The organism is Priestia megaterium, assembly GCF_009497655.1.
In the GTDB taxonomy this organism is placed as follows: domain Bacteria; phylum Bacillota; class Bacilli; order Bacillales; family Bacillaceae_H; genus Priestia; species Priestia zanthoxyli.
In genome coordinates this window covers 835,736-853,783 of sequence record NZ_CP023317.1, presented here as the reverse complement: position 1 = coordinate 853,783, position 18,048 = coordinate 835,736, and the positions used below count along the sequence as shown (strand labels likewise).

The following is an 18,048-nucleotide window of genomic DNA, read 5'->3' as shown; positions in this document are numbered from 1 at the left end:
TTTTGTCCCAACCTCTTTTTTTAGTAGACTTCTATGAATATGGGGTAATCGGCGGCAGTTCACTGCTAAGATACCATTTACCTATGTCACGAAGCTTGTAAGCAACAGGATCGTGTAAGCTAATTGTTCGTGCGTTGCGCCAGTAGCGATCAAATTTGTACTGATCAGACGTGGCCCTAGCACCCATCCCATCAAATATAGTGGAAGTAATATGTAAGGCCGTTTTGGCAGTAAACGTTTTAGCCATCGCAATGGCGACTCCACACTCGCCACGCTGCTGTTCCGTTAGCGCATCTTCTTTTGCCCATGCACGATCAAATTCTGTAACAGCTTTTTCTATAAGTGCTGAACAAGCATGAAGGTTTAAACTCATTTCACCGTATTGCTGAATAATATAAGGATCTTGCTCCGCTGCTTCAACACCTGAACTTAGCCACGGTTTTGTATGAGCCTTCAGATAAGCTTTTGATTCTTCCAAAGCGCCTTGAGCAATACCGTACAATAAGTGAGTGAGCATAAGCTGAGCTAAATGTGTTCGTACCGTAGGAAAAACCTTTTGCTCTCCATCTGCTTTATGCAATATTTCTTCTTCATAAACGATAACACCTTCAAACTTTACACTTCCGCTGTCCGTTTGACGCTGCCCAAATCCGTCCCAATTATCTTCAGTAACGATTCCTGCTCTATGAGTAGGAAGTACACATAGCAATACCTCACCGTTTTCTTCTTGAGCCGATACTAACAAACGATCGGAATCCGTTGCCCCCGAACAAAAACTCTTGCTTCCGCTGAGCATTAATCGTCCATTTTCTCGAACTGCTTTCAACCCTGAATCTCTAGGATTAAAGGCATTGCCCCAAAAAAGCTGCTGAGCTGCTGTTTCTTCGTAAAAAGTTTTGTACTGCTGATTACTTCCGAACAGAAACGTCGAACAAACCGTCAAATAATGATACCCCAACAAGTGTGCAAGTGAACTATCTGCTTTCGCAATGATATTCACGACTTTAAAAACAATCGGCCAGCCGGCTCCATAACCTCCGTATTCTTTAGGAATGGGGAGTGCTAAAAGACCGCTTTTTCTAAGTAGATTACGCTCATATAGAGGCGTTCCACCTTCTCTATCTCTTTTTGCGGCTGTTTTGAAAAACTCTTTAGCCAACTGATTAGCCAATTCAAGGATTTTCTCTTGAGAAGCTGCAACCGTTTGTGTGTTGTTCATGATCCCCCTCCTTTCTCACCTTTTAGCGGGTGCTTTATCATTCACTTTCACTTCACCAAATGGACTGATAAATGTGCGCTCGTTCTCATCTTGCTTACGCTGAACTGGAAGTCTTGGAAACAAAAGCTCTGCTGTTCGATATGCTTCTTCTAAATGAGGATATCCAGATAAAATAAATGTTTCGATACCTAACTCAGCATATTCTTTGATTCGCTGTGCCACCGTATCAGCATCCCCTACTAAAGCAGTCCCTGCGCCTCCTCGAACTAACCCTACACCAGCCCATAGATTAGGGCTTACCTCTAAATTTGAACGGTCGCCTTGATGCAAGGCGCTCATACGTTTTTGACCTTCTGAATCCATTCGAGAAAATACTTTTTGGGCTGATTTAACGGCTTCTTCATCTACATGTTGAATCAGTTCATCTGCCGCTTTCCAGGCTTGTTCTTCAGTTTCACGAACAATGACATGAAGCCTGATGCCAAATCGAATTTCTCTTCCTGTCTGCCTAGCTTTTTCTTTCATTCGTTCAATTTTTTCTTTTACTTGCGCAGGTGGCTCTCCCCAAGTTAAATAGACGTCTATATGCCTTGAGGCAACGTCCATCGCTACAGGAGAAGAACCTCCAAAATAAAGCGGAGGATACGGTTTTTGGATCGGCGGATAAAGCACGTCTCCACCTTTAACACTCAAGTAGTCTCCGTCGAAGTGAACATCGGATTCATTTAATACCCTTCTCCATATCGTTAAAAATTCATCTGTCAGCTCATAGCGGTCGTGATGGTTCAAAAACACCCCGTCTCCTTCTAGCTCCACAGGATCTCCTCCTGCTACGACATTAATAAGAAGCCTTCCTTTAGAAAAGCGGTCAAATGTTGCCGCCATTCTTGCGGCTTGTGTAGGGGACATTAAACCGGGGCGTACCGCCACTAAAAACTTCAGATTTTCAGTGACTGGCACTAAAGTAGATGCAGCAATCCACGCATCCTCGCATGACTTTCCCGTCGGAAGCAAAACCCCGCTATATCCTAGCTCATCCGCAGCTTGTGCAACTTGTTTGCAATAAGAATAGCTTGCAGCCCTGGCTCCTTCATGGCTTCCTAAATAACGTCCATCTCCGTACGTTGGAATAAACCAAAATAACTCCACTTCTATTCGCCCCTTTTGAAAGCTACAAAAAAAACTCCGTTATTACAAATAAACTGCAATAAGGAGCCTCAGTTGTCTGATAGCTTCATTTTTTACTATTTTTAAATCAAGCATACGGATTAGGTGTAGGGTACTGATGATTCAACACCCAGTTCCCAACCGTTCGAAGCTTGTATTCAGCTGGATTATGAAGAGTATGAGTTCTTACATTACGCCAGAATCGGTCGTATCCGTATTCAGCATGAACCGAACGCGCTCCCATAACTTCGAATATCTTACTTGTGATATCCAGTGCAGCATTACCAGCGAAAACATTGGCAGCCGCTACGTGAACTGCTAGATTTCCACGTTCTTCTTCCGTTAATTTTCTGCCTTTTTCCCACGCTTCATCCAATATGAGAGCTGCTTCATCTGCAAGTGCACTGGCTGCTTTCGCTTGAATCCAAAGTTCACCGTATTTTCGCAGTATACCTGGATCATCCGAAGCTTTTTCTACCCCTGATGTTAACCAAGGCCGTGTTTTAGAAGCCGTGTAGTTTTGTGCTTCTTCAATTGCTCCAAAAGCGCTTCCTATAAAGACATTCGTTAAAATAATTTGCGACAGCGAGGCTCCAATAGTTGAAAAAGGAGTAGGATTTTCAACAAAATCTTGAACCACTTCATATTCTTCTATTCGTACATTTTTAAAATCTACATTTCCACTTCCCGTCTGTCTTTGTCCCATCGCATTCCAGTTATCCTTGACGGTAATGCCTGTTCTCGCAGTAGGCACGACTCCGTTTAAATATTGCCCCGTTTCTCTATCATTAAACGATAGCCATAAGTACTGAGAATCAGGTGAACCAGAACCGAAAGCTTTTGTTCCATTTAATAGATAACCTTGTGATTGCTTATCGCCTTTTAGACTTTCTACTAAAGGATTAGAGGCATTTCCCCAAAAAGCTTGCTGCTGAACAGATAAAGGATAAAAATAAGCCTGCTGTTCTTCTGTACCTTTGATTCGAATATCTGAGACAAACAAGGAGTGATAGCCGTATAAGTGGCCTAATGCTGCATCGCCTTTGGCCAACTCTCGAACAATAGCCAAAGCTGTTGACCATCTCCCGCCTTCTCCGCCATATTTTTGAGGAATTAATAAATTTAACAGCCCGCTTTGGCGAATAGCATCTTTTTGCTGCTTGGGTGTTCCGCCTTCTTTATCTCTTTGCGCTGCATCCTTTGCAAAAGAAACGGACAGCTTTTTTGCTTGATCAAGATAAATTTCTTCCTTTACAGTGGTCGCGGTCATGTTAAACTCTCCTTTTGGCTCGTCTTTCGATATCGAGCGCCATAGTGTTCATCAGGCAAGAAATGTGATTTTTTAAATAGCTTTTCTCTATAAGTTCCTTCACTGTAATCCATTTTGAATAAATCTCTTTCCTGCAAAACAGGAATCACTAAATCAATAAAATCAGCAAACGTTCCCGGTGTGGTCACATAAGCCATATTAAACCCATCCATGCCCGTATCGTTTACCCATTCTTCCATAAAATCAGCTACTTGTTCTGGACTACCCACAGTAACTGGGCCCATCCCTCCGATACTGACAAATTTCACTACTTCTTCTATCGTCCACTTTCTATCGGGATCACTTATTGTAAATTTCTCTAAAGCAGAACGAACCGAATTCTTTGCAATAAATTCAATGAGCTGTTCTGGCTCATAGGCAGAAACATCAATTCCCGTCCAGCCGCTAAACAGCGTGGCTGCTCCTTCGAAATTGACATAGCTCTCAAACTGGGCAAGCTTTTCCTCCGCCTCTTTTTCAGTTCGTCCAACAATTGGTGTAAATAAATTGAAAATTAATACGCTCTGTGGGTCTCTGCCTTCTGCAGCAATTTGAGCGCGCATTTTTTTCACGTAATCTGCGGCTACTTTTTTAGTAGGAAAACTTGTAAAGATACATTCAGCGTGTTTGGCAGCAAATTCTCTTCCTGGTGCAGAAGCTCCTGCTTGGAATAAAACTGGAGTCCGCTGCGGTGAAGGTTCTGATAAATGTACGCCTGGAACACTAAACCACTTCCCTTTATGATTAATCGGATGAACCCGGTCTGGAAGTGTAAAAATTCCTTTTTCTTTATCTTTTACAACAGCTCCTTCCTCCCAACTTCCTTCCCACAACTTATAGCAGACTTCTAAAAATTCATCGGCAATATCATAGCGGGTTTCATGCGTAAAGTGTTCTTCTAATCCTAGATTGATTGATCCACTTTCAAGGTATGAAGTCACAATATTCCATGCAATACGGCCATTTGTTAAATGATCCAATGTCGAAAATTTCCGGGCAAACGCATAAGGCTTCTCATAAGTAGTAGATACCGTTACTCCAAACCCTAAATGCTTTGTAGCATACGCCATAGCGGAAATAAGTGCAGTTGGTTCATTCACCGGAAGCTGAGCAGCTTGTTTAAGAGCTCCTTCGTTACTTTGCCTATAAACGTCATAAATGCCTAATACATCAGCTAAAAACAAACCGTCAAACTTTCCTTTTTCCAATAGCTTAGCTAACTCTACCCAGTAATCTAACGTTTTATATTCGGACGCTTGATCACTTGGGTACGTCCATAAACCAGGTGTCTGATGTACAACACAATTCATATCAAACGCATTTAAATAAATATGTTTACCCATAGAAACCTCCAAAACTAATTAAATACATAAATTAACTAAGAATTAAGACTGTTTGGAAGTAATCTTAAAACATATTCTTCCAGAGTGTCAATGAAACTTCTTCCCTTATAACGAAACATAAATGAAGGTATTACTAATACTGAATTAGGATTTCTTTAAAGGTTATTGACTTATTATTCTAATAACTAAAAAACATTACGACGGCGTCTATAACCCTGTAGATAATCCTTTTGATTTGACTGAAGAAGCAGTAAAACAATAAAAAAAGCGGCACATTTTCTTTTGGAAAATGTGCCGCTTTTCGCTTTAGTCTTCAATACAAAGATACTGAATCACTTCTTTTAAACTTTTCTCTTTCATCGATTCGATATGTAAGTGATATCTTTCGAATGACAGATGTTTAGTTAACGGATTTGGTACAATCACACAGCGCAAGCCTGCTGCCATGGCAGCTTTTGCTCCATTAGAAGAATCTTCAAATGCTAAAGCTTCAGAGGGTTCTACTCCTAGCTTTTCAATTGCATTTCGGTAAAGAGCCGGATCTGGCTTCACTTTTTCTACATCATCGCGCGTTTGAATGACTTCAAAATAGTGCAGCAAATCTAGCTCTTTTAAAAATGCTGTTACCCAGTCGCGATATGAGCTGCTTGCTAAACCAATTTTTAATCCAAGTTCTTTTGCTTCTGCCAAGTACTCTGCTACACCTTCTCGTGCTACTAACGATTTCATTTTTTCTTGATGACGTCTTAACGATTCTTGAGCCAGTTCCTCTTTCGTGAACTCATTGTTAAACTGCTCAAGCAAATAATCGTAAAGTGCCGTAGCATCCGTTCCCACATAAGAAGCAAACGTTGCAATCGGTAGATCTACTCCCCTGTCTTCTAACATTTCGCGGTAAACCTCGTACCACACTGATTCTGTATCAATAATTAATCCATCAAAATCAAACACAACTGCTTTAATCATAATTTACCTACCTTTTTCTATCTTATCGTTCTTACATAGTAACACGTTCAAAATACGTAATCCATAAATGTGGCTTCCTTAATAAGATAGGCTTAAACAGGTAGTTTCTATCCTTACTTTTCTCCGACTTTCATCAAAGGTGACATTTCTTCTGTTTCCTTAAACTCAATGGAAGACAGCTGCCTTCTAAAACCTTTCGTTGCATACACCAAATAAACTAAACCAGCAATCGCCCAGCCAATCCCAAGTAAAAATGAATTGCGCTCCAAGTTGAGCCATAAAACGCCAATCGCTGCTGCTCCTAATAGTGGCATAATAATGTATGACCAAAAACCCTTAGCCGACCGGTGCTGCTTTTGATGAACAGCATAGTGCGCAATAACCGAAATATTAACAAAAGAAAACGCAATGAGTGCTCCAAAATTAATAAATGACGTAGCCGTTGCCAGACTAAAGAAAATGGCAGTTGCTGATACCACTCCGACTAATACAATATTTCGCGAAGGTGTACGCAGCTTAGGATGAACATAACCAAAAAATGACTGAGGTAAAATTCGGTCGCGTCCCATTACGTATAATAAACGCGAAACGCTTGCATGCGATGACATGCCTGATGATAATGTTCCTGCAATTCCTCCAGCTAAAAAGACAATTTGAAACAGCGTACCGCTCACATACATAGCAATCTCAGGAGCCGCAGCGTCTGGATGCTTGAATCCTTCTAACGTCGGAAAAACCGCTTGAATAAAATAAGATGTCACGGTAAACATGACTCCTCCGATTAACGCAACTAAAAAAATAGCTCGCGGAATCGTTTTTTTAGGATTGGGCGTTTCTTCTGATAACATAGCCACTGCATCAAACCCTAAATAGGAAAAACACATAAGTGTAGCTCCTGCTATTAGCCCTGATGACGTCATGTTCTGATTAAAGAAGGGCTTCATAGAAAAAAGTGTTCCTTCCCCCATTCCGCCTAGCAAGGCTTTGATTGAAACAGCAACAAACAATACTAAAATCGTCATTTGAAATACAACAAGAAACGTATTGAAATTGGCGGTGAAATTAACGCTTCGTAAATTTAGCAGCGTAACGATAATGACGAAACTGACAACCCAAATCCACGATGGTACCGAAGGAAAAATAGATGATAAATAAATTTGAAAAATAAGTGCGTTAACCATCGGTAAAAAGAGATAATCCATTAGTGCAGACCAGCCAACTAGGAACCCTAAATGTGGATTGATTGTCTTTTGCGTATATGTATAGGCTGAGCCTGCATTTGGAAACACTTGAATCATCTTTTTGTAGCTTACTGCCGTGAGAAGCATCCCGACAAGGGCTATGATATAAGATGTGGGAACGTGTCCATTCGTCATATCAGACGCAATCCCAAACGTATCAAACACTACCATCGGAGTCATATATCCGATCCCCATTAATACAATCTGCCATAATTTCAACGACCTTTTTAATGTTACTGTTTCATGTTTCATTTATCTTCCCCCTTCACTTTATTAAGAACATTCTGACAATTTAATCCATAAATGCATATGGTTTAATTTCTTTATATAAAAATGAATGACTTTCATTCATTTTTATATAAAGAGTTGTTACATTTACTATAAGCAAATATATGATTTATTTCTTTAAGTTGGTAAGGGTTGCTAACAAACTATCTTTTTCTTTTATCATATTATGAAAGCGCTTTATTTTAAATAGCTATATGTTCCTAATCTCCTGCTATATCAACGCAGAAATACCCTCTGAATGAGAGGGATTTCTGCTTACAAGCCATTATTCAATCGTCGTATCCAATGACTTTCTTTTCGTTTTCACTGCAACTAAACTAGCAAAATCATGAATGATTGTAGCTGCAAGCAAAGAGGTTATCTGCGTTGGATCATAAGAAGGCAGCACTTCTACCAAGTCGAATCCAACATAGTTAAATCCCGTTAGAGAACGGATCATTTGCAGCGTTTCTCTGCTGCTGAATCCGCCTACTTCAAGCGTTCCCGTTCCCGGTGCACACGAAGGGTCAACAAAATCAATATCAAATGTTAAAAAGCACGGGGTATCTCCAATCGCTGTCTTCATTTGCTCCAAAATCAATGAAAACCCTTGATGTTCAAGCTCTCCTGCCGTTACTACATGGTAACCGAGATCTTTGCTTTCTTGAACATCTCCCGGATGATTTAATGTTCCGCGAATACCAATTTGAAAAACTTTGTTCGGATCTACTAGCCCTTCTTCATATGCGCGTATAAAAGGAGATCCGTGCCAATATTTTTCATCATAATACGTATCCCACGTATCTGTATGAGAATCAAAATGAATCATAGCCACTGGGCCATATCTTTTAGCAGCAGCACGAAGGCTTGCTAAAGTAACGGAATGATCTCCTCCGATTCCAATAGGAACGATTCCTCTATCCATAAGAGCTCCTACCGCTTCTTCCATCAATTCATAGCTTCTGTGAATATTGTGCGGAATAACCGGCACATCACCAATATCAATGGCATTTGTATCATCAAATGGGTATACGTCGTGTACCGGGTGATAAGGAAACAGCGTCATGGAAGCTTGCCGAATGGCTTGAGGTGCAAAACGCGCACCTACTCTGAAAGATGCCGCCGTATCAAACGGCATCCCTACTAGCCCTACTTTTGCATTTCCTCTTTCCGCTGGAAGCCTCATAAATGAGCCTGTTGTACAAAATTCTGGTTTGACATCTGGGGACAATGGATATTTCATGATTTACTCCTCCGTTTCGATAATTTCAGTTAGTCGCTAGGCATTTGTACTACTAAAATCATCGAAAGCAATACGGGAATAAGAAACGTTTGACGATTCATATTCATTGCTCCTTGTTACATTTATTGGTTACTTAGCTCATTTAATACTTTTTCAAATGTAGAAATGACTTGATCTACTTCTTCCGCTGAAATAGTCAACGGTGGCTCAATACGAATTGTTTTAGAGTTTACAAGCGTCCCAGCTACTAGAATTCCTTCATCAAACATACCTTTAGAAAGCGCGTAGCCAATTTCATCTTGGTGAAATTCAATTCCAATCATTAAACCTTGCCCTCTGATTTCAAGTACTTTATCTCCATGTTTTTCAGCAGCTTTCTTTAAACCAGCAAGGAAGTATTCCCCTAGCTCTTTCGCGCGGTTTGGCAGCTGTTCTTCAATCAACACGTTAATAGTTGCAATAGCCGCTGCGCAGGCAAGCGGGTTGCCTCCAAACGTTGTTGTGTGCATAAACGGATTATCAAAGAAGCTTGAAAACACTTTTTCTTTTGCTACGACTGCCCCAGCAGGCATAACTCCTCCTCCAAACGCTTTAGCAAGACATAAAATATCGGGTACAACATCATATAGTTCTGATGCAAACATTTCACCGGTACGTCCCATACCTGTTTGAACTTCATCAAAAATTAAGATAGCGTCGTACTCATCACACAGTGCACGCACTTCTTTTAAATAATTTTCAGGAGGAAGAATAATGCCGCCCTCTCCTTGAATTGGTTCTAATAAAACAGCTGCCACATCTTCCCCTACAAGCGCGCACGTTTCAAATGTTTTGCGCATCATGTCAATATCACCAAACGGCACGTGACGGAAACCTGGAATTAACGGCAGAAATGGTTTACGGAACATTCCTTTTGCCGTACCTGATAAAGAACCTAGACTTTTTCCATGAAAAGAACGTGTTGTGGAAATAAACGTTGTTCGATCACTATACATTTTCGCTAGTTTTAAAGCGGCTTCTACGCTTTCTGTTCCGCTGTTTGTGAAAAAGGAATACTTCAAATCCCCCGGTGTAATATCTGCTAAAATTTTCGCAAGCATCGCACGAAGTGGATCTAATAAGTCTTGGCTATGGAGCGCTTGACGCTGAAGCTGATCTTGAACAGCTTTGACTACTTTAGGATGACGGTGCCCCACGTTATAAATTCCAAATCCGCCCAAACAATCAATGTATTTTTTACCGTTTACATCAGTAAAACAAGAACCTTCATCTGACCATTCAACAGCTGCAAACTGCGTATCCACCGTTACCGTTTTACGATATTCTAAAAAGCCTGGGTTGACATGCTCGCGAAATCCGTCTACTGTTTCTTTCGTAATCCACTGTGCTTCTTCAGCTGATACTTCACTTTTTTCAATAAGTCCCAGCACTTTGTTGATATATTCGTTTACTTCACCGTATGCTTTGTTTACCTCTTGATTTTTCGTCACTGTATTCATTTTAATATCGCTCCTTCTCTACTTTTTAATTTTTAAACCAGCCGATTGGCTCTACTTGTAAATTAATATTAATTTGTTTTACTTCTTGAAATTCTTCCAAACCAAACGTTCCTAGCCCTCGGCCAATTCCGCTCTGCTTATATCCGCCCCAAGGCGCTTCATTAAACGTAAAATGATACGTGTTTACCCAAGTGATACCCGCACGCAGCTTTTTAATCACTCGAAGAGCTTTTGCACCGTCGTTTGTAAACACGCTGCCTGCTAAACCATATTCCGTATCATTTGCAAGCTTAATAGCTTCTTTTTCATCTTTAAACGTTTGAATAACGACAACAGGCCCAAAGATTTCATCTTGCACAATTTTCATATTTGACGTAACGTTACTAAAAACCGTAGGTTCTACAAAAAAACCTTTTTCCAACCCACTGCTGGTGATTCGATTGCCTCCGCATACAAGGCGAGCGCCTTCTTGCTTTCCAATTTCGATGTACTTTAATACTTTTTTCATATGTTCTTCACTTACAAGAGGGCCCATTTCAATCTCTTGATCCATTCCATTTCCTACTTTAATTTTTTGAGCACGCTCTGCAAAACGTTCGATAAATCGCTCAGCAATGCTTTCTTCTACTAAAATACGAGAACCTGCAGCGCAAATTTGGCCGCTCCCTGCAAAAATTCCAAACAAGGCATAATCTACAGCTGTTTCAAAATCAGCGTCAGCAAATATAATGTTCGGTGACTTTCCTCCAAGTTCTAAAGAGACTTTCGTTACATTTTCTGCTGCTTGACGCATAATGTGTTTTCCAGTTACCGTTCCGCCTGTAAAAGAAATCTTATCAACACGCTTATCTTGAATAAGCGTATTTCCCACAGTATCTCCGGCTCCCATAACAAGGTTTGCTACTCCTTTTGGCAATCCTACGCTTTCTAAAATCTCAAAAAGTTTTGTAGGAGTAACTGGTGTCACTTCAGAAGGTTTAAATACAATCGTATTTCCTGCAGCTAAAGCAGGTGCAATTTTCCACACGCTCATCAAGAGCGGATAATTCCAAGGTACAATCAGTCCGCACACCCCCATTGGTTCTTTTATAACCATTGCTTGCATAGGTGCAGGAACACTGTACGTTTGACCGTCTGGCTTTGTAATTAATCCAGCGTAATATCTAAAACAAGCAGCTGCATCTTCCACATCAGCCTCAGCTTCGCGATAGGGCTTTCCATTATCTATTGTTTCTAGCGCTGCTAATTCCTCTTTCGCTTCTTCAAGCTTATCGGCAATTTTAAATAAGATAGCTGCTCTTTCAGATGCAGAAGTCTCAGACCAAATTCCGCTGTCAAAGGCTTCCCGTGCAGCTTCAATTGCTGCTTTCATATCTTCTGCGCTGCCTTCTGCAGCATATCCAATTACTTCACCTGTCGCTGGGTTAACAGTTGGACGCTGCTTCTCTGCTTTTCTCCACTCTCCGTTTATGTACATATTCAAAGCTAAAGTTTTAACGGCTGTACGATCCATACAATACCTCCTTGTCGAATAACGACTGATTGTCAGTCATTTTAAACCTTTAAAAACTTATAATTCTGATAACTAATTGTATATTTTGAATGAATGTCAGTCATTTTAATGGATGTAATATTAGCATCGCTAATATTACAATGGCACAAGAGAACGCTTTAAGAATTGAAAAAGTTCTTCCTTCGATTGTTCAAGTGTGACATCTTGCTCTCGCCCGATATAAAAAAGTTCAGCAGCGTTTTCAATCAAATTGATCATCGTTTTAGCTGTCCATTTAACGTTAAGATGCTTGATGACTTCTTCTTTTTTCACTGCCTCATTTAATACCTCTTCAAACCAGTTGTAATAAGGTAAATAAATAGCTTCCCATGTTTCTAATGAATAGTCAAAAGCGAGCCCCGAATAGCATAAAACAAGAACATCTCTATATTCATCCGTTGTTTTATACGTTTCGTCAATCATCACCTCTAATGTACTTAAAAAATTTGTTGCTGTTTTAGCTCTTTCTTTAATTTTTTCAAGCGACAAAGAAAGTAAGTTTTCTGCAATAGCAGGAACAAGGGCATTTTTGGATCTGAAATAAAGATAAAAAGTTCCTTGAGCTACGCCTGCACGCTTTACAATGTCTGAAATTGATGTTTTATCAAGTCCTTTTTCAGATATAACTTCAATCGCTGCCTGTAAAATCTTATCGTATTTTTCACTTGTGCTTGTAACCAACTTTTTCCCTCCACCTATAAAATGAATGACTTTCATTCATTTTACTATAAGAAGTTGAAATTATGCAAGATAAAATTTTCTGAATCTTTAAATTCAATCAAAAATTTATCCGTATGCTGGCTTCAAAAATATTTTTTTATTTTATCAATTTCCTCTCACGTTTCTTATATGTCTCACTGTTATCTTTCTTCCTTTTACAATTCAAGGTAAAAGCTGATGCAAAGCTCTTTAATCACCTATTCTTCCTAAAAAATAACTTTATTAAAAAGATATTTTTTCGTATCGGTTTATACGGCTCAATTGCCGAATTACTCTTGACTTGAAGTTGACGGAGTAAAAAAAAGAGTGATAACATGTAAGACTGATTCTACAGTCACTTATTTTATCCATTTATTTCCCATATTTTCTCTTAACTACGATGTACATTTTTAGCTAAAAATAACTTTATAACGCCGAAAAATCACCCACTCTATTTCACATTTTATATTTTTTATGTTTACCACCTAAAAAAACCGGGTATACACTTCGTTGTGTTTAGCATCCGTTCTACATATCAGTCATATTGATTTAAAACTTTATAAAGGAGTTACATTGCATGAAGAAACTATTTTTAATCAGCATGATTTGTTTTCTTCTAGTTATTACTTCAGCTTGCGGCAACGGTAATGGCGCCTTTAAAGATAAAAAAACCATTACCATCGGCATGAATAACTATACTGAAAACATTGCCTACACGTACGTATGGAAACAGATTTTAGAAGATCGAGGTTATAAGGTTAGAACTGTTTTCTTAGAGAAAGCCGGTGTTTGGGTAGGAACAGCTAATAACGACATTGATATTTCGTTTGCACCATGGCTTCCTACAACAGATGCGCCTTTTTACAAAAAGTATAAAGATCAAGTAAACATTGAAGACCCTTGGCTTAAAAATGCGCGCTTAGGATTTGCGGTTCCCGCCTATATGAAAGACGTGAACACAACAGAAGACCTTGCTAAGGTTGCTTCTGATGTCGATAACAAAGTTATTGGAATTGACCCAGGCTCCAGCATTAACGGATTAGCCGAACAAGCGTTAAAAGATTATAACCTTAAAAGCTATACGCTTGTAAAATCGTCTGAGGCAGCTATGCTAAGTGAACTGCGCAAAGCCTATGAGGCAAAAAAACCAATTGTTGTTACTATGTGGAATCCTCACTGGGCTTTTGCAGACTTTGACATCAAATATTTAGAAGATCCTAAAAACTCGTTTGGAGACCCTGACAACATTTACACAATGACAAGCAAGGAATTTAAAAAGACAAATCCTCAAGTCATAAAATGGATGAATAATGCACAGATGAACGATAAATTAATCAGTCCTCTTCTGTCACAAGTTGAAAAATCTTCAAACCCTGAAGAAGCAGCACAGAAATGGGTAAAAAAACATAAAAAGTTAATCGATAGTTGGACGAAAAAGTAATGAACGTAAAAGAAAACAACAATTGAGGTGGACATATGGAACACGTAAAATTAAAAGTACAAAATATAACCAAAGTGTTTGGTAAGAATCCGTCAAAAGCGATTGATTTACTTCAAAAAGGAAAAACAAAAAAAGAAATTCTAGAAGAAACAGGAATGACAATTGGAGTTAATCAAGCAAACTTCGAAATCAAATCCGGTGAAATCTTCGTCATTATGGGCCTGTCTGGAAGCGGTAAATCCACTTTAGTTCGCATGTTTAACCGCCTTGTTGAACCAACATCTGGATCTCTTATTTTAGACGGTGACGATGTAGTAAAAATGAACAAAGAGGAACTTCGCGACATGCGCCGAAAAAAAATGAGCATGGTTTTCCAAAACTTTGCTTTATTCCCTCACCGTACGGTTCTTGATAACACAGAATACGGATTAGAAGTTCAAGGTACACCAAAAGCCGAACGCGAAAAGAAAGCAAAAGAAGCGCTTGAATTAGTAGGTTTAAAAGGATACGAAAATCAATATCCCGGTGAACTGAGCGGCGGTATGCAGCAGCGCGTCGGACTAGCTCGAGCACTTGCCAATGACCCTGACATTTTATTAATGGATGAGGCATTCAGTGCACTAGATCCGCTTATTCGTAAAGACATGCAAGATTTTTTGCTGGAGCTTCAAGAAAAAATGGAGCGAACAATCATTTTTATTACCCATGATCTTGATGAAGCTCTTCGAATCGGAGATCGCATCGTTTTAATGAAAGACGGCAGTGTTGTTCAAGTAGGAACACCTGAAGAAATTATGACAAACCCTGCCAATGATTATGTAGAGCGCTTTGTCGAAGACGTTAATGTAGCTAAAGTATACACAGCTGAAAGCGTGATGAATCGTGCCGAATCCATTACCGTAGACCGTGGTCCGCGCGTGGCTCTTAAAATTATGCAAGAAGCTGGTTATTCAAGCATCTACGTCGTAGACAAGAAAAAAACTCTTCTAGGAGTTGTAACGGCAGATGATATCAGCCGCGCCATTAAACAAGATAAACTGACAGCAGACGTATTAGATACGGATATTCCGACTGTTACGACAGATACGCTACTAGAAAACTTGTACGACAAAATGGTTATCAGCCGTTTCCCGCTACCGGTTGTAGATGAAAACCATCGTCTGCGCGGCATCATTAAAAAAGAGCGAGTGATTGAAGCACTTGCCGGTACTGATAGTAATGAGGTGAACGTAAATGAATAGTATTCCTAAAATTCCCGTTGGCAATTGGATTGACCATTTTGTCACGTTTTTAAATGATAATATCAAAGGGTTTTTTGATGTTATTTCAGCTATTGTCGATGGTATTGTAAGTTTTATTGTACTAGTGCTAACCTTTCCACCAGCATTAATTTTAATCTTAATTGTCGGAATCATTGCTTGGTTTTCAAGTAAAAAATGGTCATTTACTATTTTATCGATGATTGGTCTATTATTTATTCTTAATCTTGGCTACTGGCAAGAAACAATGGACACACTAGCCCTCGTTTTAACAAGCGTATTAATTTCAATTATAGTAGGAATCCCGCTAGGCATTTGGGCATCTCAAAGCGAAAAGACAGCTCGGATTATTACGCCAATCTTAGACTTTATGCAAACGATGCCGGCATTTGTGTATTTGATTCCAGCACTTTTCTTCTTTGGAATTGGTGTGGTGCCAGGTGTTATCTCATCTGTTATCTTTGCAATGCCTCCAACGATTCGCTTAACGAACCTAGGTATTCGTGAAGTACCCGCTGACTTAGTAGAAGCAGCAAATGCCTACGGTTCAACAACAAAACAAAAATTATTTAAAGTACAGCTTCCATTAGCTACAAAAACAATTATGGCAGGAATTAACCAAAGCATCATGCTATCTCTTTCAATGGTCGTTATTGCCTCTCTTGTAGGTGCTCCGGGACTTGGTGCAGAAGTATATCGTGCAGTTTCTCGACTTGAAGTCGGCACGGGCTTTGAAGCTGGAATTTCAATCGTTATTTTAGCAATTATTTTAGACCGTATTACGCAATATTTTGGAAATCGTTCAAACCAACGAGCATAAGTAAAAAAAGAAGCCAACTCACCGGAGTTGGCTTCTTTTTATTTATGTTTGTAGCACGCTACAAAGATTGCTTCTCCTTGAAACGATTCAATTCCCTGTTGATTCGTTTTGATTTCGAAAAACTGTTTAAATCCGCTTGGTACATTCAGCATATATTGAGTAAGCTCACGCTTTGTCTCTTGGGGAACATTCATCATCGCACACCAGTCATCAAATAAAAAGCGCTTTGGAAAAGTTGTCAGCACTTCTGTACGGAATCCTTGCATTTCAAGCATAGAAAGCCACTCTGTTTTTTTATAAGCACGATAATGGCTTGGATCTCTTGTCTTTTCAACTCGATTATAAAACTCGTCATAAGCATTCACTTCCGGTGCTACATTATCAATGAGCAAGAACTGTCCTCCTGGCTTTAACACTCGGTATACCTCTTTGATGAACTGTTTAATATTAGGAAAATGGTGCGGTGCAATTCTGCACGTTACCGTATCAAACTCGTCATCTTGAAATGGCATATCCTCAGCATCTCCTTGAACAAACGATACATTTTCATGACCATTTTCTTTAATGAAGCCTTCAGCACTTTGCAACATTTGAGGAGTTAAGTCAAAAGCCGTTACTTCTTGAAAGACAGGTGCTAGCTTATTTGCCACGTGTCCTCCTCCTGTCGCTACATCAAGCAGCTTTCCTCCTCTATTTTCTTCAGCAATTTCCGCTAAAACCGCTAAATCTTTGCCTTTTGCATGACCTTTACTTTTGACATACTTTCCGGCATTCCCCCCGAACTGACTGACCACCATTTCTTTATTACTCATCTATTCTCCCCCCATTTCCCTCTTTAAAACTCTCTCTTACTCTACCTAGTGCATTCACATATTTATTATGAAACGTGTGAATGTATTCTTTTTCTTTCTCCCCACTGATGAAACATGCGAAACAGCGGAGGCAGAAGCAGCCAAATTGTTAAAATACGAAGCACTTGGACCGCTACTACTAACGTCGAATCAGCCTGCAGTACAATGGATGTAGTCGCCATTTCTGCAATGCCTCCAGGAGCAAACGCTAAAATAGACGTGATAAGCTCAATTCCAGTTATTTTGGAAACGAATAGTGCACATACAAACATGGCGGCGATTAAACCAATTGTATTAATAAGCGCCACAACCATAATTTTTTTTACTCCAATGAACATTTCCTTATGAAAGCGAGAACCAATGCTTGAAGCAATAAAAATTTGCGATAAAATCATCACAGAATGAGGCCAGTATGATTGAAGATTATACCCCACGTACGATGAAGCAGCTGTTTGAACAATTGCAACAGTAAGCATTCCTCCTACTAACCAAGGAGCAGGAAATTTTAGTTTTTTCCCTATATAATAGCCGACTACTGCTGTAACAATTAAAACGCCTGTCCACAACAGTGATCCCCACTCAAAAACACTCGGGGTAACGGACACTGCATGCCGTCCTGTATTACTTCCCCAATAGACTACAAATAAAGGAACAGCAAGCACAACTAAAAACACGCGCATCGTTTGAATGATGCTTACAACTGCCGTATTGGCTCCTACTTCTTCAGCCATGCCTGGCATGGCGCTCATTCCACCCGGAGTCGTACCGAAAAAGCTTGTTAATAAGTCTGTGGAACTGAACTTCCATAGCAAATAACCGGATAAAAGAGAAAAAACAACGGACAGCAAAAGCATAATCGTAATGGTGGACCAGTGAGATTGAAACGTAGTCACCACAGATAAGTTAATCTTTTGACCTAATTCAATCCCTAAAATGCACTGTCCAGCGTACAGCCAATATTTTGGAATGCCTTTTTTGCTTGTTTGAGATAAAAAACGCGGCTTTCGAAAAGCTAGAATAGCAGCTAAAATGAGAGTCCCAAGCATCCAGCCAATGGATAAGCCTGTTAACGATAAAAGAAATCCTCCCACGCTTGTTAATAGAATAAAAAATATAGATTGTAAAAAAACAACTCTTGCGTTCATACCTACTTCCTTCCTTCTACAAGGCTT

At 39.6% G+C, this 18,048-nt stretch carries 15 protein-coding genes; 3 read left to right on the top strand and 12 right to left on the bottom strand.

Features of this window, described 5'->3' with window-relative positions; all coding sequences use genetic code 11:
- Window positions 1-31: 31 nt before the first annotated feature.
- From CEQ83_RS04395 to CEQ83_RS04350, 10 genes are all read right to left on the bottom strand, one after another.
- Window positions 32-1,219, bottom strand: a complete 1,188-nt coding sequence (locus CEQ83_RS04395; protein WP_098999791.1) for an acyl-CoA dehydrogenase family protein — start codon at window positions 1,217-1,219, stop codon at window positions 32-34.
- 15 nt (window positions 1,220-1,234) lie between these two features.
- Window positions 1,235-2,368, bottom strand: coding sequence for an FMNH2-dependent alkanesulfonate monooxygenase (ssuD, locus tag CEQ83_RS04390; RefSeq protein ID WP_033578143.1), 1,134 nt, complete (start codon window positions 2,366-2,368; stop codon window positions 1,235-1,237).
- Between the two features lie 106 nt (window positions 2,369-2,474).
- Window positions 2,475-3,656: an acyl-CoA dehydrogenase family protein gene (locus tag CEQ83_RS04385; protein ID WP_098999792.1), complete on the bottom strand. Its 1,182-nt coding sequence runs from the start codon at window positions 3,654-3,656 to the stop codon at window positions 2,475-2,477.
- On the bottom strand, window positions 3,653-5,038 hold the full coding sequence (locus tag CEQ83_RS04380) for an LLM class flavin-dependent oxidoreductase (RefSeq protein WP_098999793.1): 1,386 nt from the start codon (window positions 5,036-5,038) through the stop codon (window positions 3,653-3,655). Before CEQ83_RS04380 ends, CEQ83_RS04385 begins: the two co-directional genes overlap by 4 nt.
- A 306-nt stretch (window positions 5,039-5,344) precedes the next feature.
- Window positions 5,345-6,001 (bottom strand): HAD family hydrolase, encoded by a 657-nt coding sequence (locus CEQ83_RS04375; protein ID WP_028412137.1) that lies wholly within the window; start codon window positions 5,999-6,001, stop codon window positions 5,345-5,347.
- A 116-nt stretch (window positions 6,002-6,117) separates the two neighbouring features.
- Window positions 6,118-7,497: an APC family permease gene (locus CEQ83_RS04370; RefSeq protein WP_014461429.1), complete on the bottom strand. Its 1,380-nt coding sequence runs from the start codon at window positions 7,495-7,497 to the stop codon at window positions 6,118-6,120.
- Window positions 7,498-7,798: 301 nt separating this feature from the next.
- Entirely contained in the window at window positions 7,799-8,755 is a 957-nt protein-coding gene (gene speB, locus CEQ83_RS04365; protein ID WP_028412135.1) for an agmatinase, read from the bottom strand.
- Window positions 8,756-8,877: 122 nt separating this feature from the next.
- Window positions 8,878-10,254, bottom strand: coding sequence for a putrescine aminotransferase (locus CEQ83_RS04360; RefSeq protein ID WP_028412134.1), 1,377 nt, complete (start codon window positions 10,252-10,254; stop codon window positions 8,878-8,880).
- 25 nt (window positions 10,255-10,279) lie between these two features.
- Window positions 10,280-11,767 carry an aldehyde dehydrogenase family protein gene (locus tag CEQ83_RS04355; RefSeq protein ID WP_098113711.1) on the bottom strand — a complete coding sequence of 496 codons (1,488 nt, stop codon included), beginning with the start codon at window positions 11,765-11,767 and terminating at the stop codon, window positions 10,280-10,282.
- Window positions 11,768-11,902: 135 nt separating this feature from the next.
- Window positions 11,903-12,487, bottom strand: coding sequence for a TetR/AcrR family transcriptional regulator (locus CEQ83_RS04350; protein WP_098113710.1), 585 nt, complete (start codon window positions 12,485-12,487; stop codon window positions 11,903-11,905).
- 595 nt (window positions 12,488-13,082) lie between these two features.
- Between CEQ83_RS04350 and CEQ83_RS04345 the strand changes: the two genes are divergently transcribed.
- From CEQ83_RS04345 to CEQ83_RS04335, 3 genes are read left to right on the top strand one after another with little or no spacing between them, the layout of a single operon-like run.
- Window positions 13,083-13,946: a glycine betaine ABC transporter substrate-binding protein gene (locus CEQ83_RS04345; protein WP_028412131.1), complete on the top strand. Its 864-nt coding sequence runs from the start codon at window positions 13,083-13,085 to the stop codon at window positions 13,944-13,946.
- A gap of 35 nt (window positions 13,947-13,981) precedes the next feature.
- Window positions 13,982-15,187, top strand: coding sequence for a quaternary amine ABC transporter ATP-binding protein (locus tag CEQ83_RS04340; RefSeq protein ID WP_013081886.1), 1,206 nt, complete (start codon window positions 13,982-13,984; stop codon window positions 15,185-15,187).
- Window positions 15,180-16,025 carry an ABC transporter permease gene (locus CEQ83_RS04335; protein ID WP_013081885.1) on the top strand — a complete coding sequence of 282 codons (846 nt, stop codon included), beginning with the start codon at window positions 15,180-15,182 and terminating at the stop codon, window positions 16,023-16,025. Before CEQ83_RS04340 ends, CEQ83_RS04335 begins: the two co-directional genes overlap by 8 nt.
- A gap of 38 nt (window positions 16,026-16,063) precedes the next feature.
- Here CEQ83_RS04335 and CEQ83_RS04330 read toward each other — a convergent pair whose 3' ends face one another.
- Window positions 16,064-16,837 (bottom strand): class I SAM-dependent methyltransferase, encoded by a 774-nt coding sequence (locus CEQ83_RS04330; protein WP_028412130.1) that lies wholly within the window; start codon window positions 16,835-16,837, stop codon window positions 16,064-16,066.
- A 65-nt stretch (window positions 16,838-16,902) separates the two neighbouring features.
- On the bottom strand, window positions 16,903-18,021 hold the full coding sequence (locus tag CEQ83_RS04325; protein WP_099330629.1) for an AbrB family transcriptional regulator: 1,119 nt from the start codon (window positions 18,019-18,021) through the stop codon (window positions 16,903-16,905).
- Window positions 18,022-18,048 lie beyond the last annotated feature (27 nt).